Source organism: Veillonella intestinalis, from assembly GCF_943192895.1.
Classification (GTDB): domain Bacteria; phylum Bacillota; class Negativicutes; order Veillonellales; family Veillonellaceae; genus Veillonella_A; species Veillonella_A intestinalis.
Window position 1 is genome coordinate 128,194 of the sequence record NZ_CALPCB010000002.1, and the last position, 23,990, is coordinate 152,183.

Annotated in this window: 23 protein-coding genes and 1 other annotated feature (1 of these 24 running past the window's edge); all 23 genes read left to right on the forward strand. The window is 38.1% G+C overall.

All coding sequences use genetic code 11. From position 1 onward, the window contains the following. Nucleotides 1–67 (forward strand) — a binding site (T-box leader); it begins 143 nt to the left of the window's first position. A gap of 44 nt (nt 68–111) precedes the next feature. The 23 genes from NFR27_RS01955 (at nt 112) to NFR27_RS02065 (ending at nt 23,979) form a co-directional block, all read left to right on the forward strand. Continuing rightward, entirely contained in the window at nt 112–1,134 is a 1,023-nt protein-coding gene (locus NFR27_RS01955) for a methionine ABC transporter ATP-binding protein (RefSeq protein WP_251440621.1), read from the forward strand. After that, the gene (locus NFR27_RS01960; RefSeq protein WP_251440619.1) at nt 1,131–1,793 is read left to right on the forward strand and encodes a methionine ABC transporter permease; all 663 of its coding nucleotides are present in this window, start codon (nt 1,131–1,133) and stop codon (nt 1,791–1,793) included. The genes NFR27_RS01955 and NFR27_RS01960 overlap by 4 nt, the downstream gene beginning before the upstream one ends. 38 nt (nt 1,794–1,831) lie before the next feature. Beyond that, nucleotides 1,832–2,662, forward strand: coding sequence for a MetQ/NlpA family ABC transporter substrate-binding protein (locus NFR27_RS01965; protein WP_251440617.1), 831 nt, complete (start codon nt 1,832–1,834; stop codon nt 2,660–2,662). A gap of 127 nt (nt 2,663–2,789) precedes the next feature. Then, the gene (gene secA / locus NFR27_RS01970; RefSeq protein WP_251440615.1) at nt 2,790–5,234 is read left to right on the forward strand and encodes a preprotein translocase subunit SecA; all 2,445 of its coding nucleotides are present in this window, start codon (nt 2,790–2,792) and stop codon (nt 5,232–5,234) included. A 90-nt stretch (nt 5,235–5,324) separates the two neighbouring features. Continuing rightward, nucleotides 5,325–6,432 (forward strand): peptide chain release factor 2 gene (gene prfB / locus NFR27_RS01975; RefSeq protein WP_251440613.1). Its coding sequence is split into 2 segments (ribosomal slippage): nt 5,325–5,381 and nt 5,383–6,432, totalling 1,107 coding nucleotides; the frame shifts between segments, so codons are not numbered across the junction. A gap of 14 nt (nt 6,433–6,446) precedes the next feature. Further along, entirely contained in the window at nt 6,447–7,136 is a 690-nt protein-coding gene (locus NFR27_RS01980) for an LmeA family phospholipid-binding protein (RefSeq protein WP_251440611.1), read from the forward strand. A 13-nt stretch (nt 7,137–7,149) separates the two neighbouring features. Continuing rightward, nucleotides 7,150–9,192 (forward strand): DUF5693 family protein, encoded by a 2,043-nt coding sequence (locus NFR27_RS01985; RefSeq protein ID WP_251440609.1) that lies wholly within the window; start codon nt 7,150–7,152, stop codon nt 9,190–9,192. Further along, nucleotides 9,185–10,273, forward strand: coding sequence for a polysaccharide pyruvyl transferase CsaB (csaB, locus tag NFR27_RS01990; RefSeq protein WP_251440606.1), 1,089 nt, complete (start codon nt 9,185–9,187; stop codon nt 10,271–10,273). Before NFR27_RS01985 ends, csaB begins: the two co-directional genes overlap by 8 nt. A 113-nt stretch (nt 10,274–10,386) precedes the next feature. Continuing rightward, nucleotides 10,387–11,220: a transketolase gene (locus tag NFR27_RS01995; RefSeq protein WP_251440604.1), complete on the forward strand. Its 834-nt coding sequence runs from the start codon at nt 10,387–10,389 to the stop codon at nt 11,218–11,220. A 1-nt stretch (nt 11,221) separates the two neighbouring features. Beyond that, nucleotides 11,222–12,154 (forward strand): transketolase family protein, encoded by a 933-nt coding sequence (locus NFR27_RS02000; protein ID WP_251440602.1) that lies wholly within the window; start codon nt 11,222–11,224, stop codon nt 12,152–12,154. A gap of 15 nt (nt 12,155–12,169) precedes the next feature. Beyond that, nucleotides 12,170–12,856 (forward strand): cell division ATP-binding protein FtsE, encoded by a 687-nt coding sequence (gene ftsE / locus NFR27_RS02005; protein WP_251440600.1) that lies wholly within the window; start codon nt 12,170–12,172, stop codon nt 12,854–12,856. Beyond that, complete coding sequence (gene ftsX / locus NFR27_RS02010) at nt 12,846–13,733, forward strand: permease-like cell division protein FtsX (RefSeq protein WP_251440598.1); 888 nt, start codon at nt 12,846–12,848, stop codon at nt 13,731–13,733. Before ftsE ends, ftsX begins: the two co-directional genes overlap by 11 nt. A gap of 15 nt (nt 13,734–13,748) precedes the next feature. Next, nucleotides 13,749–14,939 (forward strand): murein hydrolase activator EnvC family protein, encoded by a 1,191-nt coding sequence (locus NFR27_RS02015; RefSeq protein ID WP_371875159.1) that lies wholly within the window; start codon nt 13,749–13,751, stop codon nt 14,937–14,939. Nucleotide 14,940: 1 nt separating this feature from the next. Beyond that, complete coding sequence (locus tag NFR27_RS02020) at nt 14,941–16,107, forward strand: S41 family peptidase (RefSeq protein WP_251440596.1); 1,167 nt, start codon at nt 14,941–14,943, stop codon at nt 16,105–16,107. A gap of 60 nt (nt 16,108–16,167) precedes the next feature. Further along, complete coding sequence (gene obgE, locus NFR27_RS02025) at nt 16,168–17,442, forward strand: GTPase ObgE (protein WP_251440593.1); 1,275 nt, start codon at nt 16,168–16,170, stop codon at nt 17,440–17,442. Between the two features lie 14 nt (nt 17,443–17,456). Then, nucleotides 17,457–17,744, forward strand: coding sequence for a ribosome assembly RNA-binding protein YhbY (yhbY, locus tag NFR27_RS02030; RefSeq protein ID WP_251440591.1), 288 nt, complete (start codon nt 17,457–17,459; stop codon nt 17,742–17,744). Nucleotides 17,745–17,764: 20 nt separating this feature from the next. After that, on the forward strand, nt 17,765–18,919 hold the full coding sequence (proB, locus tag NFR27_RS02035; protein WP_251453901.1) for a glutamate 5-kinase: 1,155 nt from the start codon (nt 17,765–17,767) through the stop codon (nt 18,917–18,919). 9 nt (nt 18,920–18,928) lie between these two features. Further along, nucleotides 18,929–20,188: a glutamate-5-semialdehyde dehydrogenase gene (locus NFR27_RS02040; protein WP_251453904.1), complete on the forward strand. Its 1,260-nt coding sequence runs from the start codon at nt 18,929–18,931 to the stop codon at nt 20,186–20,188. 142 nt (nt 20,189–20,330) lie between these two features. Then, nucleotides 20,331–20,942, forward strand: coding sequence for a nicotinate-nucleotide adenylyltransferase (nadD, locus tag NFR27_RS02045; protein WP_251440584.1), 612 nt, complete (start codon nt 20,331–20,333; stop codon nt 20,940–20,942). A 15-nt stretch (nt 20,943–20,957) separates the two neighbouring features. Next, nucleotides 20,958–21,527: a bis(5'-nucleosyl)-tetraphosphatase (symmetrical) YqeK gene (gene yqeK / locus NFR27_RS02050; RefSeq protein ID WP_251440581.1), complete on the forward strand. Its 570-nt coding sequence runs from the start codon at nt 20,958–20,960 to the stop codon at nt 21,525–21,527. Nucleotides 21,528–21,538: 11 nt separating this feature from the next. Then, nucleotides 21,539–22,603: an LCP family protein gene (locus NFR27_RS02055; RefSeq protein WP_251440578.1), complete on the forward strand. Its 1,065-nt coding sequence runs from the start codon at nt 21,539–21,541 to the stop codon at nt 22,601–22,603. Between the two features lie 49 nt (nt 22,604–22,652). Continuing rightward, nucleotides 22,653–23,015, forward strand: a complete 363-nt coding sequence (gene rsfS, locus NFR27_RS02060; protein ID WP_251440575.1) for a ribosome silencing factor — start codon at nt 22,653–22,655, stop codon at nt 23,013–23,015. Nucleotide 23,016: 1 nt separating this feature from the next. After that, a complete protein-coding gene (locus NFR27_RS02065) occupies nt 23,017–23,979 on the forward strand; it encodes a CvfB family protein (RefSeq protein WP_251440572.1) in 963 nt (320 codons plus the stop codon). The last annotated feature ends 11 nt before the right edge of the window (nt 23,980–23,990 follow it).

Consider the following 23,990-nt stretch of genomic DNA (forward strand, 5'->3'; position numbering starts at 1 on the left):
CGTTATGGGATTTGAGTGCAACTTTTGAGTTGCAAGCAGAGTGGAACCACGGGCCACCGTCTCTGTATAGGGGCGGATGGTCTTTTTTTGTTAATTTTTAGGAGGTGAATTATGATAGAACTAAGGCATATCAATAAAGAGTTCGTAGTTAAAAAGCAACGAGTTCAAGCCCTCCAAGACGTGTCATTAACGATTAATGATGGCGATATTTTTGGCATTATCGGTTTTAGTGGTGCTGGTAAGTCAACTTTATTGCGCATGGTTAATGCACTGGAAACTCCTACGAGTGGTGAAGTCCTTATTGATGATGTGAATATTAATTCATTGAGTCATAATGAGCTTCGACAAGTTCGTAAGGGAATTGGTATGGTGTTTCAGTCTTTTAACTTGCTAAATTCAAAGACAGTATATGACAATATTGCAATTCCATTACGATTAAATAAAGTAGCATCTGATGTTATTGATAAACGGGTTAAAGAATTATTGGAATTTGTTAATTTACCAGACAAAGCTAATGCATATCCAACTCAATTGTCAGGTGGGCAGAAACAGCGTGTAGGGATTGCTCGTGCATTAGCTACGAATCCATCCATTTTATTATGTGATGAAGCAACAAGTGCTTTGGATCCAGAAACTACAGAAGCTATTTTGGAATTGTTGAAGCGAATTAATAGAGAATTTAATATTACTGTTTTAGTAGTTACTCATGAAATTCATGTAATCAAAGAAATTTGTAATCGTGTTGCTGTTATGGAACATGGGCGCGTTGTTGAAACTGGCTCTGTACTCGATGTATTTAGTAAACCAAAAGAAAGTATTACTAAGCGTTTTGTGCAGACGGTTATTCCAGAGCGTATTCCAGATACGGTAGTGACTAGCTTACAGGCTGAAACAAGGCTGTATGAATTAATAAAGGTTCGTTTTTTAGGGGGTGCAGTCACTAAGAATGTAATTTATGAAATTAATAAAAATTTGTCAGTAGAAACGAATATTGTATTTGCTTCAGTCAATCAACTCCAAGATTCTGCATTGGGCATATTTATTTTACAGATCGTGGGCGCTGAAGATACGATTGCCACTGTGAAAAAATACATAACAGATAGTGGTTTAGAATGGGAGGCGGTGAATATATGATGCCAGATTTAGGTGTGCCTAATGAGCAAATAATCTTGGCCGCACAAGAAACCTTATATATGGTGTTTGTGTCTTTGATTATTGGTTCACTTATAGGTCTTATATTAGCGGTTGTATTAGTACTGACAAATAAAGACGGTATATTACGTCATGATTATGTATTTAACGTTATTAATACGATTGTTAATATTATCAGAAGTGTACCTTTCATCATTTTGATGGTATTTATTTTGCCACTTACAAAATTATTAGTAGGTACACGTATTGGTACTACAGCAGCTTTAGTGCCATTGGTGATTTTTATTGCGCCGTATCTAACACGTTTATTTGAAAACTCCTTATTAGATGTGGACAAAGGAATCATAGAAGCAGCTCAAGCTATGGGAGCCTCCCATTTTGAAATTGTATGGAATTTCATTTTGCCAGAGGCTAAAGCGTCTTTAATCTTGTCCGTGACTACTGGCACGATTGGCTTAATTGGAGCCACAGCTATGGCTGGTGCTATTGGCGCTGGTGGTATCGGTGATTTAGCGCTTACTTATGGGTATGAGCGATTGAACTTTCCTTTAATGTTATTTACGGTAGTAATTCTAGTTATTTTTGTGCAGATTATACAATCTGTAGGTAATCACTTTGCTTTTAAAATGAGAAACCATTAATTAAAAAATTATTTTGAGAAAGAGAAAGAAGGCATATTATGAGTATGAAACGTTTTAAAAAATTAGGAGCTTTAGCATTGTCAGTTGCGTTAGGGGCGGTATTGCTAGCTGGTTGTGGTAATGATTCAGGCTCGGCTGATAAAAAAGAATTAGTATTTAGTAAATCGCAAGGCCCTTATTCTGAATTATTTGAACAAGGGGTTCAGCCTATATTAGAAAAGAAAGGTTACAAAATTACAGCTCGTGACATGTCTGATTTAGTACAAGCTGATGTGGCCTTGAATGATGGTGAAGTTGATTTTAATGTAGAACAACACACAGCTTATATGGAAAACTTTAATAATAAACAAGGTGGTCATTTAGTGGCTTTAACAGCTATACCAACAGTACCAGCGGGTATTTATCCAGGCGCAAAAACTCAATTGAATCAAATTGCTAATGGTGATACTATTGCTGTGCCTAATGATGCATCCAATACAGCGCGGGCCTATGCATTATTACAAAAAGCAGGTCTTATTAAATTAGATCCAAGCAAAGATCTTTCGACGGTAACGAAAGCTGATATTGTTGACAATCCACACAATTTAAATTTTGTTGAAATGAAATCCTTAACAATTCCATCAGTTCGAACTGATTTTGCCTTCATTGTAATTACTGGTTCTATTGTGTATAATGCGAAAATTGATCCTGCTACAGCCTTAGTAAAAGAAGACATTTTACCACATCTTTTATTACAATTAGTAGTATTGGATAAATATAAAGATACACAATGGGCAAAAGACCTTAAAGAAGCTTATAACTCTCCAGAATTCAAAGAATATATGAAAACACATAATAATGGTTTATGGTATGTACCAGAAACTAAATAATAACTTGCAAGAATGCAATAAAAATAGCGACCTTCGGGTTGCTATTTTTTTGTTTTTTATAGACTTTGTGATATAATAAATTGAATATGTATATATGAGAATATACAGACTTAAGGAGTTGATTTATTTGTTCGGTTTTATACAACGTTTAATTGGTAATAACAGTGCTCGTGAAATAAAAAAAATGGGTGCTATTGTAGACGAAATTAATGGCTTAGAAGCTAGTTTAAGCAGTCTTAGTGATAGTTCGTTAGCAGGGAAAACGCAGGAATTTAAAAAGCGTTTAGCTGAAGGTGAAACACTAGATGATATTTTGCCAGAAGCGTTTGCAGTTGTTCGTGAAGCGTCAAAGCGCGTGCTAGGCATGCGCCATTTTGATGTACAGATTATTGGTGGTATCACTTTACATCGAGGCAATATTGCTGAAATGCGTACTGGTGAAGGTAAAACTTTGGTAGCCACTTTGCCTGTATATCTAAATGCATTAACTGGTAAAGGTGTTCACGTCGTTACAGTTAATGATTATTTAGCAACTCGTGACAGTGAGTGGATGGGTAAATTATATCGTGCGTTAGGCTTATCAGTAGGTTTAATTGTAGCTAATCTTGATTATAATCAACGTAAGATGGCTTATGCTGCAGATATTACCTACGGTACTAATAATGAATTTGGTTTTGACTATTTGCGTGATAATATGGTAATCCATGCTGAGCAAATGGTACAACGTCCATTGAATTATGCGATTGTCGACGAAGTAGACTCGATTCTTATTGACGAAGCCCGTACACCATTAATTATTTCTGGCCCAGGGGAACGTTCTACGGATAGTTACTATACCTTAGCTAAAGTAGTACCTCAATTAGTGGCTGGTGAAGACTATACTATTGATGAAAAGCAAAAAACAATTGCACCTACTGAATCTGGGATTGCTAAAGTTGAAAAATTGCTTAAAATTGAAAACTTGTATGATTCTGCTAATTTAGAGCTTAATCACTTATTAAATGCATCCTTACGTGCCTATGCAATGATGCATCGTGATAAAGACTATGTAGTGAAAGATGGTCAAGTTGTTATTGTTGACGAATTTACTGGTCGTTTGATGTTTGGGCGTCGTTATTCTGATGGCTTACATCAAGCTATTGAAGCTAAAGAAGGCCTCAAAGTTGAACGTGAAAGTCAAACTCTAGCGGCTATTACATTCCAGAACTATTTCCGTATGTATGAAAAATTGGCGGGTATGACAGGGACTGCTAAAACGGAAGAACAAGAGTTTAATAATATTTATGGTCTTGAAGTTTATGAAATTCCGCCAAATCGTCCTTTATTACGTAAAGATTTGCCAGACTTAATTTTTAAAACTAAAAAGGCAAAATATAAAGCGGTTGTAAAAGATGTAGTAGAACGCCATAAAAATGGACAACCAGTTTTGGTGGGTACAACTTCGATTACACAGTCTGAAGAATTAAGTGACATGTTACTTAAAAGTGGTGTACCGCATAATGTATTGAATGCTAAACACCATGAAAAAGAAGCTGAAATCGTTGCCAATGCAGGTCAACGTGGCATGGTAACAATTGCCACGAATATGGCTGGTCGTGGTACCGATATTTCCTTAGGAGAAGGCGTAGCCGACTTAGGGGGCTTACATATTTTAGGTACAGAACGTCATGAAAGTCGTCGTATTGATAATCAGCTACGCGGTCGGTCAGGACGTCAGGGGGACCCTGGCTCTAGTCAATTCTTCTTGTCTTTAGAAGATGATTTGATGCGTATTTTTGGTGCTGATAATATTTCTGGCATGATGGATAAATTGGGAATGGAAGAGGATGAACCAATTGAGCATTCCTTAATTACTAAATCCATTGAACGAGCTCAGAAAAAAGTGGAAAACCACAACTTTAACATTCGTAAATATATCCTTGAATATGATGATGTAATGAATCAGCAACGTGAAGTTCTCTATGATCAACGTCGTAAGATTTTAGGCAATGATTCCTTAAAAGAAACGATTTTAGACATGGTAGATTCTTTAGTTGTTAAAGCAATGGATCAATATGCGGATGAAAAATTGTATCCAGAAGAATGGGATTATGAAGGTTTACTCAAACATTTAGAGTTATTCTTCCTAGAACCTGGACAATTTACTGTGGCTGAAATGGAAGAATATGGCCGCGGTGAATTACAAGAAAAATTACTTTCTATTGCGCATGAAGAATATGAAAAACGAGAAAAACTTATTGGCGAAGCTAATATGCGTGAACTCGAAAAAGCTGTTATGCTAAAAGTTGTAGATAGCAAGTGGATGGAACATTTAGATTCTATGGATATGCTCCGCGAAGGGATTGGCCTTCGTGCATATGGCCAAAAGAACCCACTTGTGGAATACAAATTTGAAGCATATGACATGTTTGAAGCTATGATTGAAGCTATTCAAGAAGATACTATTATGTATCTCTATCGCATTCGCATTGAATTAAATGATGAAGTGATTGAAGAAGAAGCAACAGCAGATCCCCTGGCCAATGCGCAAACCCATCATGATGATGTGTTGGAACCACAAAATGTAGATTAGATAACGCAGAATGGTTCGTTGCCGGGAGAGTATTTTCGGCACGGCCATTTTCTGTTTTTATTGCTGTAAAATTAGAAAGAGGTGAATAAATTGTTAGAGGATTTAAAAGGCCCTATTGACAATTTAGAGGAGCGAATTTATGGAATGAGGGATTCACTTTAACATTGCTCAGAAAGAAGATAGAATTTTTACACTAGATGTTAAAATGAGTGATCCAGAATTTTGGAATGATCCGGACAAAGCGAAAGAAATTTCCCAAGAAGCCACACAGTTAAAAGATGTGGTAGAAGGCTATAAAGCACTTGTTGGTGAAATCGAAGATGTAAAATTAATGCTAGATATGGCAATCGAAGAGCAGGATACATCATTAGAAAGCGAATTAGCAGCTTCTATTGAGAAAATTCAAGAAGATGTAGAACGTCGTGAAGTATTATTGTTGTTAAGTGGTGAATATGATAAAAACAATGCCATTTTAACATTTCATGCTGGTGCTGGCGGTACAGAGGCACAGGATTGGGTGTCTATGCTGATTCGCATGTACTTGCGTTGGGCTGAGCAACATGGTTTTACTATTACGATGATGGATGAACAACCAGGTGATGAAGCTGGTATTAAGAGTGCGACCTTTCTTATTAAAGGCGAAAATGCTTTTGGCTATTTAAAATCTGAAAAAGGTGTTCATCGGTTAGTTCGTATTTCGCCATTTGATGCTAATGCACGTCGTCATACTTCATTCGGCGCTGTTGATGTTATGCCTGAAATTGATGATACAGTGGAAATTCAGTTGGATATGAAGGATGTCCGCGTTGATACATATCGTGCTAGCGGTGCAGGGGGACAGCATATTAATAAGACTGACTCAGCTATTCGTATGACTCATATTCCAACTGGCATTGTTGTACAGTGTCAAAGCGAACGCTCTCAGATTCAAAACCGTGAACAGGCTTTGAAGTTATTGCGCGCTAAATTATTTGAATTGGAATTAGAAAAACAAGCTGAATTAAAAGAACAAATTGGTGGTACCTATCAAGCTATTGAATGGGGGAGCCAAATTCGTTCCTATGTATTCCATCCCTATAATTTAGTAAAAGATCATCGTACGGGTGTGGAAACTGGGAATGTTCAGTCCGTTATGGATGGTAATTTAGATTCATTTATGGAAGGTTTCTTAAAAAAAGAAGCTAATTTAAAAGTTTAGGAGAGTTTAGACTTATGAAAAAGTTTATCGCTTTCATTGTTGTTGTTATAGTAGCTCTTGTTGTAGCGGCTCAATTTTTCTTACCTAGTTTTGTGGCTAAACAATTAGAGCGTGAAATTAGTAATAAATTAAATCCAGAAACGATTGCTTTACGCATTGAATCGTCACCAGCAATTACAATGCTAGGTGGCCATGTTGATACTATGCGTGGTGTGTTAGAAAATGTTAAGTTAGGCCACTTAAATTTTGCTGATATTCATATGGATGTAACCAATTTAGAGTTCAATCCAATTGCTTTGTTGATGAATCAAACTATGGAGATTAATCAATTAGGGAATGGGGAGATTGAAGGAACGGTAACAGCCAGTGATTTGCAGAATTTTATGGAGCAATCAGTTAAAGGTTTATCCATTAAAGATGTAGTAATCAATTCTAACGGTATCGAAGTTATTGGGTCCGTTGACATGGGTTTTGTTAAAGGGACAGCTAATATTAAAGGCTTATTAGAAATTAAAAATAATGCTCTTGTATTTTCACCACAGCGATTTGAAATCAATGGTGCTGGTATTGGCGGTTTAAATGCCTCTGTATTAAAACCAATTACTATTTATGATTTTGCAGAATTCCCAATTCCTGTAAAAGCGGATCGCATTGAAACAATGAATGATGAAATTCATTTATTTGTGAACCCTATAGCAAAGTAAGAAAGGTGTTATTGTGAAGGAAGCTATTAGAAAGAAAAGAAAACATTCGTTAATACTTATAGCCATTATTATTATTGGCTTACTGGCTGGTTTGTATTTAGTGCAGCAACGGCATCAAATTGAATCAGCTCAGCATCAGGTAGAAAACATTGTTGATTATGATGCAGCGCTACGAGCGGCTTCCTTTGAGAAACGCAGTACAGCTGAGGCCTTGCAAGCCTTAAAAGAAGCGGGCGTAACGGCTATGGCTATTTATGATCGCACTCTAGAGAAGGCCCGTGATGCTGGAGAAATTATTGTATATCAAGGGTTAGACGCTAATGCACTTCAGTTTTATGGTACACAACCCACTGCTGGATATACATATTTAGTAGCTGCTCATGGTAAAGAAGGGTATTTCAAAGAAATTCAAGATGATTTAGTGCAACGACTAGGTAAAGATAAAGTAACTATTTTATACTCTAATCGGGGGCCCGTCATCGCGTTAGCACAACCGTTTGAAGCCCTTATGGATATGAAATTAAGCATTTCACGCTTACAAGCTCAAGAGGTTAGTAATTTAGGCTTTAACGTTATTGTGAGACCAACTAATTTTAAGCATGTAACGCGGGATAATGTAGATCATGTATTTAGTCGTATTGATGGTATCCCCAATGTAACTGGCATGGTTTTTGTAGGCAAAGAAGCCTTAGGATATCCTGAGTTTATAGGTCTTACTAATGAATATTTACATAATTTAAGAATTCCTGTTGTTGGTATAGAGGCCGTAAATCAACTACAGTATGAAAATCAAGTCGGTTTTAATAATGACTTAGCTGTAGCCGATAACTACAGTATTGGACGTTTATATACGATTTCAAAAGAAGAACTTAAAAAATTAAGTCCTGAAGAAGTATCGCAGCGTTTCTTTATCAGTGATATTGAACGAAATATACGCTTTAATCTATTGCCAATCTATGAAGAAGGTAGCGATAACAAAACAGCGTTAGCAACTAGTATAACTTATATGAATTCGTTAAAAGAGAAATTAACGAATCGAGGTTTTACTTTTGGGCGTGCTTCTATTTATCCTGCCTATATGCCAAGCCCATTGGCAGTAGTATTAACGATGGCAGGTTCTGTGGCTTTGTTCACGTTTATGCTGAATTTATTCTACCCAATGCGTAAGTATAGTCAGTTAGTAGTTAACTTTACTTTATTGCTTATTACAGTCGTTTTATATGCTGTAACTGGGGGCACTTTAATTACTCAAATTTGGGCCTTAAGTGCAGCGATTTGTGCGCCTGTAGTTGCTATTATATTGATTATGGATTGTTGGGTACGTCGTGCTGAAGGCCCTATGGTAGGTTCATGGCGAGCTACTTTGGAAGCTGCTGTTTATTTGGTAGGGGCTGCTATTATAGCTGCTATAGGGGGCATATTAATTGCTGCTATGCTTGGCAACACACGGTTCTTTATGGAATTTTCTTTATTCCGTGGCGTAAAATTAGTGTTTGTTGCACCAATTATTTTAACAGCAATTGCTTATTTACAACGTTTTCCATTATGGCAAGGTCGCACAGTTGATTCTTGGCTTGAATGTCGTAGTTTTTTGCGTTCTTTCCTCACGCTAGATGTGAAACTATACATGATTATTGTGTTTGCGTTCTTGGGAATTGTAGGCTGGATATTTGTTGGTCGTAGTGGTCATACAGCAGGTGTACCAGTACCTAGTTTTGAAATTGCCTTGCGTCGTTTCTTAGAAAACACATTATATGCGCGTCCACGTGAAAAAGAATTTTTGATTGGTCATCCGGCACTTATGTTAGCATCTTTTGCGGTATTGCGCCGTTGGCCTATGGTATTCCATTTCCTTTGCACCATAGCAGGTGTTATTGGTATTGGTTCAATGGTGGAAACCTTCTGTCATTTGCGAACACCTGTGTTAATGTCAATCGCACGAGGTTATGATGGCTTATTTATAGGTGTTGTTGCTGGGGTAGTTGCTATTTTAGTATTCCGCTTTTTAGCATATACTATTGCCTGGGCCCGTCGTGGGGAGGTGTCTAATGACTAGACTTGTCATTTCTGGGTATTATGGCTTTGGTAATGCCGGTGATGAAGCTATGTTAGCTGCTATTCTAGAAGCTATTTTAGAAGTAGTGCCTGATGCTGATATTACGGTTATTTCAGGGAATCCTAAACAAACAGCAGCTAATCATGGCGTTAAAGCAGTAGGTCGCTTTGATATGTTTGGTATATTAAATGCCATTGGTCGTTGTGATTTACTCATCAGTGGTGGCGGTAGTCTGCTACAAGATGTAACTAGTAAGCGGAGTTTATACTATTATTTAAGTATCATTACGTTAGCAACTACTTTTGGGAAGCGCGTAATGTTATATGCCCAAGGTATTGGACCTTTACGGCGTAAACGAGCTCGTCGTATTGTAGGTCAAGTATTAAATAAAGTAACTATGATTACAGTTCGTGACGAGCGGTCAAAAGCTGAGTTACTTGATATGGGAGTTACGCAAGTTCCTATTGAAGTTACTGCTGATGCAGTATTAGCTATGCATCCTGTCGATTTAACTATTGGTAAACGCCTATTGAAACCGTATCAATTATCGGGAGTCCGTTATCGTGTAGGTGTATCAGTGCGTAATTGGAAACAATCCACTGCATATCGCAGTGAATTGGCGCAAGCCCTTGATCAGCTTCATGATGAATTAGGGGCGCAAGTTGTGTTCATTCCAATGCAACATCCTGCTGATACTAAAGAGGCATTGGCGATTAAAGCCCTTATGAAAAGTGAACCAGTTGTATTAGAGCGTATGTATAATACGACAGAGCTCCTTTCCCTTGAAGGCTGTATGGATGTATTGATAGGGGTGCGCTTGCATGCTTTAGTATTTGCTTCTCTCATGGAAAAGCCGGTAGTAGGTATTTCCTATGACCCTAAAATTACTAATTTCTTGCATATGATTGGTCAAGCGCCAGTAGGTACTCTTGATGAAATTAGGGCTGATACTATTTATGAAGCAACAGCTAATTTCTTAGAAAATACAGCGTTGCAACAGCAGGTAGTGCAACGAATTATTAAATTAAGGGAAGAATCTCTTAAAAATGCTCACATTGCTTTATCCCTCTTAGATTCGTAAAACTAGATTTTACTAAGATAAAGGGGTAGAATAAGAATTGATTCCTATCTTTTTTTGTATACGATTTTATATAATCTGTTTACTTATTTTCCAACTAGGAATGGAGGGTCTTTATGACAACATTAACAGCTGAACAAACTTCTTTAGTTCAGGAAAAAGCGACAGCGATTCGCGTAAGTATTTTAAAAGCTGTAACCGCTGCAAAATCAGGGCATCCAGGTGGTTCTTTATCGATTACAGACCTTATGTCGCTGTTGTATTTTGTAGAAATGAATGTAAATCCAGAGGACCCAAAAGATCCTAATCGTGACCGTTTTGTATTGTCTAAAGGGCATGCGGCACCAGCATTATATGCTACCTTGGCAGAGAAAGGCTTTTTCTCTAAAGATGAGCTTACCAATTTACGTAAGATAGATTGCATTTTGCAAGGTCATCCTGATATGAAACACACCCCGGGCGTTGACATGTCCACTGGCTCTTTGGGCCAAGGCATTAGTGCTGCCTGTGGTATGGCATTAGCTGGTCGAATCGACAAAAAAGATTATCGAGTATATGCTGTACTTGGTGATGGTGAATTGGAAGAAGGGCAAGTATGGGAAGCCGCTATGTTTGCCGGTCATTACAAATTAAATAATTTAACAGCTTTCGTTGATTTTAACGGACTTCAAATTGATGGTGATATTCGTGAAGTTATGTCTCCATTGCCAATCGGTTCAAAATTTGAAGCGTTTAATTGGAATGTAATTGAAGTAGATGGTCATAATTTAGATGAACTTCACAATGCCATTGAAGCTGCTAAGACTTGCACGGATAAACCTACTGTAGTCGTAATGAATACAGTTAAAGGTAAAGGTGTTAAAGAGATGGAAGGCCAAGCTGGTTGGCATGGTAAAGCACCATCCGCTGAAGAATGTGAAAAATTTGTAGCCGAACTTTTGGAGGTATAAGATGGGAAAAGCAACTCGTGAAGCATATGGTAATGCCTTAGTAGCAGTAGGGGCTACACATGAAAACGTAGTCGTATTAGATGCGGATTTATCTAAATCTACAAAGACTGATAATTTTAAAAAAGCATATCCTGATCGTTTCTTTAACGTAGGGATTGCAGAACAGAATTTAATTAGTGTTGGTGCTGGTTTAGCAGCAACTGGTAAAATTCCATTTGTATCTTCTTTCTCCATGTTTGCTACAGGTCGTGCTTTTGAACAGGTGCGTAATGCTGTATGCTATCCTAAATTAAATGTAAAAATTTGTGCTACTCATGCAGGGATTACTGTAGGTGAAGATGGTGCTACGCATCAAAGTTTAGAAGATATTGCTTGTATGCGTGCTATTCCTAATCTAACAGTTGTTGTGCCTGCTGATGAAGCTGAAACTACCGCTGTTGTAAAATGGGCTGCTGATTATGAAGGACCTGTATATGTTCGATTAGGTCGTGCTGGTGTGGATGATGTAACTCCTGAAGGTTATACGTTTACTCCAGGTAAAGCGGTAGAATTAGTATCTGGTACTGATGTTACTATTATTGCCTGTGGTGCTTTAGTAGGTCCTGCAGTACAAGCAGCAAAACAATTAGCTGATACTGGTGTAAAAGCTCGTGTATTAAATATGGCGTCTATTAAGCCGATTGATGCTGACGCTATTGTTAAAGCGGCTAAAGAAACAGGCGCTATTGTAACGGCAGAAGAGCATAATATTCTTGGTGGTTTAGGTGCTGCTGTAGCTGAAGTAGTTACTGAATTAGCGCCTGTGCCAGTAATTCGCGTAGGTACAAAAGATACTTTTGGTGAATCTGGTACGCCTAAAGAATTAATGGCAAAATATGGCCTAACAGCAGAACATATTATGGAAGCTGTTAAGACTGCAATTGAACGAAAATAGTAAAGGAAGTTATCAATGATTGAATTTAACCATGTCAACAAAGTGTACGACAATGGATCATTAGCTTTGGATGACGTATCTATACACATTGAGAAGGGTGAGTTTGTACTCATTTGTGGGCCTAGTGGTGCTGGGAAATCCACATTTATTAAACTATTGTCACATGAAGTAGTGCCTGATTCAGGAACGGTTGTCGTAAATGACATGGAAGTTTCTCATTTGAAAAAACGTAAAATTCCCTATTTACGTCGTCGCTTAGGCATTGTATTCCAAGATTTCCGTTTGTTACCGAATAAAACGGTATCTGAAAATATTGCCTTTGCGCTTGAAGTTATTGAAGAAAAACCAAAAGTTATTAAAGAACGTGTAGCTTCAGTTCTTGAGATGGTTGGGCTTAGTCATAAGGCGAATGATTTACCACAAGACCTAAGTGGTGGTGAACAACAACGCGTAGCTATTGCGCGAGCTATTGTTAATAAGCCATTAGTATTGATTGCTGACGAACCAACTGGTAACTTAGACCCTGCAACAAGTAAGGGAATTGTAGAATTATTTAAGACAATTAATAATTCAGGTACAACTATTGTTATGGTAACGCATGATATGGAAATGGTTAAGTATTTGAATAAGCGGGTTATTGCATTGGAAGATGGCCGCGTGACGAGTGATAGAATGCGAGGTGCTGAATTCAATGAAGCTTAGAACGTTTAGATACTTTGTGAAAGAAGCGCTTAAGTCTATGACCCGCAATGGTCTAATGACATTAGCGTCCATATCAACAGTGGCTTTATCGCTTTTTATCCTAGGTGTTTTTACATGCGGTGTAGTAAATTTAAACAACCTAGCATCTAATTTAGAAAGTCAAGTTGAAATCAGTATTTATATGAAAGACGGTTTGACTACTAATCAAGTTATGGAAGTTGGTAAAAAGTTAAAAGCCTTACCAAAAGTTAAAAATATTGAATTTGTCAATAAAGATGAAGCTATGAAACGCTTTAAAGAGCGCTTAGGAGATCAACAAGGTTTAGTAGAAGCGTTAGATGGTAACAATCCATTGCCATCGGCATATGTACTTACTTTCGAAGATCCAGAAGAAGTAAAAAATACAGCAAAATTAGTGTCTACTTTCCCAGAAGTTGAAAGTGCACATTATGGTCAGGATATTATTGAACAAATTTTCAAAATGACCCAAATTATTCGCATTGGTGGCATTGCTTTAATTGCCTTCTTGGCCGGTGCTACTTTGTTTATTATTTCCAATACGATTCGCTTAACAGTGTTCGCTCGTCGTAAAGAAATTGGCATTATGAAATATGTAGGGGCTACTAACTGGTTTATTCGTTGGCCATTTCTTATTGAAGGTATGCTCTTAGGGTTTATTGGTGGTGCAATCGCTACCGCTTGTGTATGGGAGTTCTATCATTTCATTACGGTGGAAGTAGAAAATTCCTTAGCCTTTTTACCATTAGTGCCTATGTTGCCATTCTTCTATGATTTAAGTGCTATTCTATTGGGCGTTGGTGTCTTAGTAGGGGCTATTGGTTCTACTATTTCGTTGAAACAATATATGAAAGTATAGTAAAGAAGGGTATGTATGGCAAATAATAAATTATCCATGCGTGTAGCAGCCGTTCTTTTAAGTACTACTGTATTAGCCTCAATTCCGTTTGGCACTATGAGAGCGGAAGATGAAGATTTAACTAATCAGCTAAGTGGCATTCAACAGCAAATGGAAGAAGCAAGTAACAAGAAAGCCAATGCAGAGATTACTATTATCAATGTATCTGAACAATTACATCAGATTCAGGTGGAATTAGATGAGGCAACAGCGAATTTAAAAAATTACGAACAGCAGCGCATGGCTGTAGAAAATGAAATTGTAAAAAATGAAAAACTATTAGCAGAAGCACAAGCTCGTTTAGCTACTCGTGAAGGAGTTTTTAATAAACGCGTTCGTGATATTTATATCAATGGGCGTCTTAGCTATTTAGAAGTTATTATTGGTGCTAAGGATTTTAGTGATTTTGCCAATCGTTTAGAAATGCTTAAACGCATTATTGATGCTGATATTAAATTAATTAGCAGTATTAAAACTGAGCGAGAAGAAATTGCTCAGCGTAAAGCTGAATTAGAGGCTGATCGTGCTAAAGTTGTTGAATTAGAAAATAAAGCACGGGAAGCTCAGGCTGTTATTCAGAAGAAAAAGGATGAACAGTCGGCTATTTTGGCCCAAGCACAAAATGATAAAGCTGTAGCAGAACAGATGCAAGCCGATTTACAAGCATCTTCAAATGCTATTAAAGCTATGTTACAGCAACGAGCGGCAGAACGTGCCGCAGCGGCAGCCGCGGCTGCACAAAGTAGTGGCGGTAGCAGTGGCGGCTATACATATGTACAAGGATCTGGTGTATTAAGTTGGCCTGTATCAGGGGTTATCACTTCTGATTTTGGTTGGCGTGAGCATCCTATTTTCGGTCGTCAAATCCTTCATTCCGGCATGGATATAGGTGTTGATGAAGGGACACCAGTACATGCTGCTGATGGTGGTTATGTAGAATACTCCGGGTGGATGGATGGTTATGGTTATGTTGTAGTTATTGATCATGGTAATGGTATGTCTACTTTATATGGTCATAATTCAGATTTAGCTGTATCCGAAGGCGAAACAGTAAGCAAAGGTTCTGTTATTGCCTATGCTGGTAGTACAGGGAACTCTACAGGACCTCATGTACATTTTGAAGTACGTATTAATGGTGATCCTGTAGATCCTCAAGGGTATTTATAAGATGAAAAATAATTTTCTTAAAGGTTGGTTGCCAGGCTCTTTAAAGTCTGGTATCCAATTTGCCATTAAATTTACAGTGGCTGGTCTTGTATTTTTGTGGCTTGTATTTTGGTATATTTCAGGGTCTCCAGCAGGGGCTATTAAATTCTTTTTTACCTATTTTGTAGCCAGTCATTTTTATATGGAGCCGGTAGCTAAAACGACCTTGTTTGAAGGTAGTCTGGCCGGTATGGTTGACTCCTTAGGGGAGCCTCATAGCCAATTCTTAAATGAAAAAGCCTTTAACGATATTTATATGCAAACGTCTGGCAGCTATAGTGGTGTCGGTATTGTGTTAGGTCAAGATAAAGAAGGGCTTATGAAGGTGGCTACGGCCATAGAAGGTCAGCCAGCAGCAACGGCGGGTATTAAATCAGGGGATATCATAGTGGCTATTGATGGGATTAAAACCAGTACCTTAGCCATGGAAGATGCCTCTAAAATGATTCGTGGTGAAGAAGGCACCCAAGTTGTACTAAGTGTAATGCGTGATAATGAAATTAAAGAGTTTACGATTACAAGACAACAAATTAGCCTTCCTACAGTAAAAGGTAAGATGTTAGACAATCATATTGGCTATATCCGAATCAGTCAGTTTGCTGAACCTACAGGTCCTGATTTTGCTAACATTTATAATGAATTAAAAGAAAAGGGCATGACTAAACTTGTCCTTGATTTGCGTGATAATCCTGGTGGATTATTAACGACGGCACAAGAAGTGTCGGACTATATTTTACCGGCTGGACCAATAGTAACGATTCAAGATCGGTCTGGTCGTATAGAATCTTATGATTCAAAAGGCTTAATGCCAACTATTCCTTTAGTTGTTTTAATTAATCAAGGTTCTGCTAGTGCTTCTGAAATTATTGCAGGGGCGGTGCAGGATGAAAAAGTAGGTACCATTGTAGGTACTAATAGTTATGGTAAAGGTACAGTTCAGACTGTATTAAGTATGTTAGGTGATGAAGGTATAAAAATTACCATTGCCAAATATCATACTCCAAATGACCGTGTTATTGATGGTACTGGTATTAAACCAGATGTAGAAGTAAGCCTTCCTGAAGGTGCTTCATCAGAAGCTGATGATACGCAACTTAAAAAGGCAATTGAGATTTTAATGACAAAATAATAGGTGGCGGTAGCTAACAGCAGTTACCGCCCATATTAGTATTAGTAAAGGATGAAAACTATGTTTATCGATCGTGCACGAATTTTTGTGAAAGCCGGTGACGGCGGCAACGGGATGAGTAGTTTCCGACGCGAAAAGTATGTTCCTAACGGCGGCCCAAACGGCGGCGATGGCGGTAAAGGAGCAGACATCATTTTAAAAGCAGACAGAAATATCAATACTCTTGTTGATTTTAGATATAAACGCCAATTTAAAGGGCCCGCTGGTGAAGGCGGGCAAAGCAGTAATAAATATGGTCGCGGTGCAGAGAATATGATTATTCCCGTGCCATTAGGAACTACTGTAAAAGACGAAGAAAGTGGCAAATTAATGGCAGATCTTATTGAAGATGGCCAGACTTATGTAGTGGCTAAAGGTGGTCGTGGTGGTCGTGGCAATGCTCATTTCCATACAAGTGCTAACCGAGCACCTACGTTTGCAGAAAAAGGTGAGCCTGGAGAGGAACGTTGGCTACAATTAGAATTGAAAGTATTAGCTGATGTAGGTTTGTTAGGCTATCCAAGTGTTGGTAAGTCTAGTATTATTCGTAAAGTATCCTCTGCTAAACCAGAAGTAGCAGCTTATCATTTTACTACATTAACACCTGTATTAGGTGTAGTATCTGTAGGAGAAGGTCATAGTTTTGTTATGGCTGATATTCCGGGCCTTATTGAAGGGGCTAGTGAAGGGGTCGGTTTAGGGCACTCTTTCTTACGCCATGTAGAACGAAGTAATATTTTAATTCATGTTCTAGATGTGTCTGGTATGGAAGGGCGTGATCCGATTGAAGATTTCCATACGATTAATGCAGAATTAGCTAAATATAGTGAAAAATTAAGTAAAAAGCCACAATTAATTGCACTAAATAAAATAGATATGTTACAAGATGAAGACACATTGCCTCGTGTAAGCGCCTATTTCACAGAAAAGGGTTATGAAGTTTTTCCAGTCAATGCATTGACTGGTGAAGGTTTACCAGATTTGGTTGCACGAGCTTGGTATTATGTAGAAAATTATGTACCAGAGCCAGAAGCTGTAGACGATACTGTTTTATACGAAGCAAAACCAGATACAGACTTTACGATTACTCGAGGTGATGATGCTTCCTTTATTATTAGTGGTGCTCGCATAGAAAAATTAGTTGCTATGACTAATTTAGATGATGAACAAGCACTTCGCCGTTTCCAAAAAATTTGGTCTTATATGGATTTAGATCGTCGCTTGAAAGAACGTGGCTGTAAAGATGGCGATGAAGTAGTCATTGGGGATCAACGTTTTACATTCCATGATTTATAAGGGTAGGAGATAGTATGACAGGGAAACAAAAACGATTTTTAAGAGCCTTAGCCAGTACGATGCCAGCTGTAGTTATGATTGGCAAGGGAGGCTTAGAAGATTCTGTGATTGATAGTGCTAGAGCAGCTATTACAGCACGAGAATTAATTAAGGTCAAAGTGCTGAATAATTCACCGGTAGATCCAGCAGAAACATTTGAAGATCTAGCAGATATGTTAGGTGCAGAATTAGTTCAAGTTATCGGTCATAATGGAGTTCTTTATAAGGCTAAAAAAGAACCTAAAATTATTTTGCCTCGTTAATGAGGCAGAAGGAGACGCCTATGAGTGAAAGAGAGCAAGTTGGAAATGTAGTAGGACGCCAAGAATTGGCGAATGCTAAGCGTATTGTTGTAAAAGTGGGGACCAGTACGCTTACCTATGCTAATGGTCGTTTGAATTTGAATCGTATTGAAGCTATTGTAAAGCAATTGGCAGATTTAGCCAATCAAGGCAAAGAAATGTTTTTAGTCAGTTCTGGTGCAGTTGGGGCAGGCTTAGCACCCTTAGGTTTTAAAGAAAAACCTAAGGATATTGCTATGAAACAAGCAGCCGCTGCTGTCGGACAAGGCATTTTACTGCATATGTATGAAAAATTATTTCGCGAATATGGACATACAGTGGGCCAAATTTTATTAACACGTGAAGATAGTACTCATCGTTCTCGTTATGTTAATTTGCGGAATACTTTATTTTCACTTATCGACTTAGGGGTTATTCCTATTATTAATGAAAATGACGTAGTGGCTATTGATGAAGTTAAAATTGGTGATAATGATACTTTATCAGCTACTGTGGCCAGTATCGTAGAAGCTGATTTGTTGATTATATTGTCTGATATTGAAGGTCTATATACAGCGAATCCGCAAACTGATACGACAGCTACCTTGATTACTGAAGTAGCAACTATAACACCACATATTTATGAAATTGCTGGTGGAGCTGGTACAGCTCGAGGTACGGGTGGTATGTTTACTAAAATAGAGGCTGCTAATATTGCTGTTAATTCTGGGGTTCATATGGTCATTGCTTCTGGTGAACACAGTGACTCTATTCAAGTTGTGGCTAATGGTGGTTTACGGGGGACTCATTTTGTAGCGCGCCAAACAAAACCACATATGCGTAAACGTTGGGTAGCTTTTGGTTCTCGTCTTAAAGGATCAGTTACTGTAGATGCTGGTTGTGCTAAGGCGATTTTGAAAAATGGCTCAAGTTTGCTGCCAGTAGGGATTATTGCAGTGTCGGGTGATTTTTTTGAAGGGGAAACAATTAGTATTATGTATGATGGCGAAGAAATTGCCCGTGGGATGGTTAATTTTTCGTCACAAGATATTGAGCAGATTAAAGGCTGTAACTCTCACGAAATAGCAGAACGTTTACAGGTTCAAACAGCCCATGCAGAAGCTATTCATCGTGATAATTTAGTTATCCTCAGATAGGAGGTTCTTATGACCGATTATGCGACACTATTTGAAACCATGGGGCAGCAAGCTCGTATGGCATCAACTCAACTTCAAGTAGCTACAACAGAAACAAAAAACTCACTATTGGTATCCATTGCTGATATTTTAGAAGCTAATATAGCGGCTATATTAACAGCAAATGATGAAGATATGAAACAGGCTGACTCCTATGGTTTACCTGCTATGATGTTAGATCGTTTACGTCTTACCGAAGATAGAATTAAACAAATGGCCTTAGGCGTACGGCAATTAGTAGATTTATCGGACCCTATTGGTGAGGTTATAGAATCTAGTACACGACCTAATGGGATGGCTATTACTAAAGTTCGTGTCCCTTTAGGTGTAATTGCTATGTTTTATGAGGCACGCCCTAATGTAACGGTAGATGCAGCGGCTTTATCTTTAAAAACTGGCAATGCAGTTATTTTGCGTGGTGGTAAAGAAGCATTTAATTCCAATCAGTGCTTAGTAACTTTAATTCGTCAGGCATTAACAGAAAATAATCTGCCAGCAGATGCAGTACAATTAGTGACTGTAACTGATAGAGCAGCTGTTTCAGATTTATTAAAACAGCGAGAGTATATTGATGTCGTTATTCCACGTGGTGGGGCTGGACTTATCAAGCGCATTGTAGAAGAAAGCCGTATTCCTGTTATTGAAACGGGCAGTGGTGTTGTTCACGTTTATATTGATAAAGATTGTGACACTAATAAGATTGTACCAATTGTTATTAATGCAAAAGTACAAAGACCATCTGTGTGTAATTCTGCAGAAACACTACTTATTCATGAGGAAGTAGCACCTAAGCTCTTACCTGAAGTAGCGCAGGCTCTATTTGCTAAGCAAGTAGAATTACGTGGGGATGCTACTAGTCGTGCTATTGTGCCTGCTATTCACGAGGCTGATAGCGAGGCGTGGAGTACAGAGTACAATGATTTAATTATGAATGTTAAAGTCGTGTCAGATGTGGCCGAGGCTATTCATCATATTAATCAGTATGGCACTAAGCATTCTGAATGTATTATTACTGAAAACAAAACAACCGCACAAACTTTTTTACAACAGGTAGATGCTTCGACTGTATATGTGAATGTATCTACTCGCTTTACTGATGGTTTTGAATTTGGCTTGGGTGCAGAAATCGGCATCAGTACACAGAAGTTACATGCTCGTGGACCTATGGGCCTATTAGCTTTAACATCGTATAAATATTATGTTGAAGGGGATGGCCAAATTAGGTCATGAGTAAACAATGGTTTTATAAAGTGCAGGCCTATTGGCAGTACATGAAAAGTCCTAAAGGACGCTATGAGTGGCGCTCATATGGCATAGCACTTATATTGTGGATTATATTATCAATACTAGCTATGAGGATAATGGATAGTTTATGAAAGTGACAGGTAAGATTGGTATTATAGGAGGTACCTTTAATCCCATTCATTTAGGCCATTTAATGATTGCTGAAATGGCTCAAGAGGCGTATGAACTTGAGCGTGTAATTTTCGTTCCTGCGTATCATCCGCCTCATAAACATGATGATGTGATTGAAGCACATTACCGCTATGAAATGACAGCCGTTGCTGTTATGGATAATCCTAAATTTACCATCTCTGATGTTGAATTTAAACGAGAAGGTCCTTCGTACACCGTGGACACAATTAAATATTTTAAAGAATTATATGGTGATGACAAAGAATACTATTTTATTGCCGGGACAGATACCATTCAGGATTTACCCAATTGGAAATACATTCAAGAATTATTAGAACTTTGTCATTTTATAGGGGCAGTCAGACCAGATGGGTCAGCTGCTATTGAGCCAGTAATCCAGCATTTTGGCGAATTAGGGAAAGAACGAATTCACTTATTGGAAGTTCCTTTAATGCAATTGTCGGCTACTGATTTGAGGGCCCGTTTGCGTACAAAACGCAGTGTTCGCTATATGATTCCTAAAGCAGTAGTTCAATATATTGCAAAACATGACATTTATAAAAAGTGAGGCAAGATTTTACGCATGTATGAAGAAATAATCGAAGATTTAAAAAATTGTTTAAGTTCAAAACGTTTCGCTCATACCTTAGGTGTAGCACGAGCTGCTGTAGCTTTGGCCGAACGATATGGGGAAGATCCAGAGGAAGCTTATTTAGCAGGTTTATTACATGATTGTGCTAAAGAGATTCCCTTATCACAGATGCAAGCATTGGTAGATAATAGTGGCTTAACAATTGATGTAGATATGTATGTAAATGGGGCTTTATTACATGGTGTAAGTGGTGCTATTTTAGCACGCTCTCGCTATGGCGTGACCAGTACACATATTTTAGAAGCAATTCGTTATCATACAACGGGTCGTGTTGGTATGACAACCCTTGATATGATTATATTTTTAGCTGATTATATCGAAGAAACACGTAATTTTCCTGGCGTGGAAGAATTACGCTTAATTGCTTTTGAAGATTTAGAAAAAGCTGTACTAGCTGGTTATGATAATACGATTCGTCATTTGCTAGATCAAGGGCTAAGTATTTATTTTAAAACAATTTTAGGACGCAATGATATAGTACGTCGCATTAAAAGTCGATAGGATGAATTGTGATGGAACAAGAACAAAAAAGGCCTAAACGGCGCGTACGAAAAAAGAATAATGTCCGTTGGGGGCGAGTTATTATAGCTCTGCTTTTGGTTGCAGCCATAATAGGGGGGCTCATATTTGGCATTATGAAAGGATATGAAGCTGCTAAAGGTTATTTTACAGGGAGTGCTACTGAAACAACGAGTGTAAGTACAGAGGCGGCACCACCAGCGGATAATCCTAAAGAACCGACCGTTCCGTTAGAACAAAAATCTTTAGATAAACCTATGTATATTTTATTGGTTGGTAAAGATAGTTCCAATCCGGCACAAGGGGATGCATTATTTTTATTGTCTGTTAATGAACAACAGCGGAACATTGATGTTATAGGCATTCCTTCAAATACTAAAATTGATAGCCGTGATAAAAAGTCTGTAGCTATGATTAATACTATGTACAGCTCTGGTAATATTGAATTGACTAAAGCTGTAGTGGAAGATTTATTTCACATCCCTATTCCTTATTACATTGTTGTAGATGAGGCCGCTTTTAAAAAGACAATGGAAGTTATAGGCTCACAGGATATGTATGTGGAAAAAGAAATGGTTCATGTAGATAGTACGACTGGTAATGCTGATGTTAATTTAGCTCGTGGCTATCAAACATTGGATGCTGATAAAGCCTTGCAGTATGTGCGCTATGTAGATAGTGACAAAAATGCATTCAGTCGTACACAACGGCAAGAACGATTTTTGAAGCAGTTATTAGGTAGTCAAGAGGATACATTTACTATTTCGAGAATGTGGCATATTTGGCGTATTTGGAGTCACTTTACAAGTAATATAGCTACTTCTGATGCCATTAAATTAGTTATGAATTTAGGAAGTTTATCAGCAGAACAAATTCAATATTATATTTTGCCTGGTACAAAAGAAACAATTAATAATGAGATTTACTGGAATTATGATCCTGTAGAAGCGCAGCAGTTATTAGGTATAACCATGGGAAATACACCAATTGAAGGTGGTGGCGATGGCAGTACCGCTGATTCTAAAGGAAATAGTGAAAGTAAGGCGAAAGAAGGCTAATAATCGTAAGGTTAGAGCAGGATATATTGTAAGCGATAAAGGAGTATACATGAAAGAGAAACAAGAAATTAAACAAATTACCTTAGCATTAGCACAGGCTGGTTTTGATAAAAAGGGGACTGACATTGAAATTATGGATTTAGAAGGACTATCTAGTTTAGCGGACTATTTTGTTCTTGTTAGTGCTTCTAATGTAAAACAGGCCCAAAGTATTGCTGATGAAATTGAAGATAAAGGGGCCGAAGAAGGTGTTACCGTATTACACCGTGAAGGCTATCATGAAGGTGAATGGATTTTACTTGATTTTGGTGATATCATTTGCCACATTTTTGGTGGTACAGAAACGCGTACTTTCTATGGTTTAGAACAACTTTGGAACGATGCAACACGCGTAGAATTTGTAGGGGCTTAATATGGCAACACAATTATCAGAAAATACCTTAGCCACTTTAAAAGTGCTACGTGAAAGCGATCAAGGTGCTTTTTTAGACGGTGGTACAGGTAATACAAATGATGATATTTTATTGCATAAGGAGCAACAAACTGAACCAGTGGCTATTGGTGATGAAGTATCTGTCTTTTTGTATCGCGATCCTAAAGGTCGTTTGACAGCTAGCATGCGTTTACCTGCGATTAAAGAAGGTCAAATTGGCTATGTTGAAGTTATCAATACAACTCAATTTGGCTGTTTCGTAGAAGTAGGAACAGAACGTGGTATCTTTATGCCCCATGCAGAAATGCGTGGCCGACCACAATTAGGGGAAAAGGTTTGGGTCCGTTTATATACGGATAAATCAGGTCGTTTAGCAGTGTCAATGGATGTTGATGATGCGATGCGTCGTGCGGCTAAGCCAGCTATTGAAGCTACTGTAGGACAAATTGTGCGTGGTGCTATATATAACTTTACACCTGATGGGGCTTTCTTTATTACACCTGAACGGTGGATTGCCTTTTTGCATCGCAGTGAAATGACACGTCATTTAAAAGTTGGGGAATTGATTAAAGCACGGGTCACTTACAAACGAGATGATGGGCGAATTAATGTTTCTATGCGTCCCGTAAAAGAAACAGCCCTTACTATTGATGGGGATCGTCTATTACAGTATTTGTTACAACGTAATGGTCGCATGCCTTATAGTGATAAAACATCGGCTGAAATTATTAAAGAAAAATTTGGTTTTAGTAAAGCTGCTTTTAAGCGGGCAATAGGCCATTTAATGAAAGCCAATAAAGTGGTACAAGAAGATGGGTGGACTCTGTTGACGGAAACAGGTCGCCTAGCAGCAGAAGCAATTAGTGAAGTCGCAGATGGCTTAGAAGCGCCGAACGCGTCTATGCAGGTGAGTCAATCCACCAGTAAAACAAGTGAGGCGTAATAGAATTACGC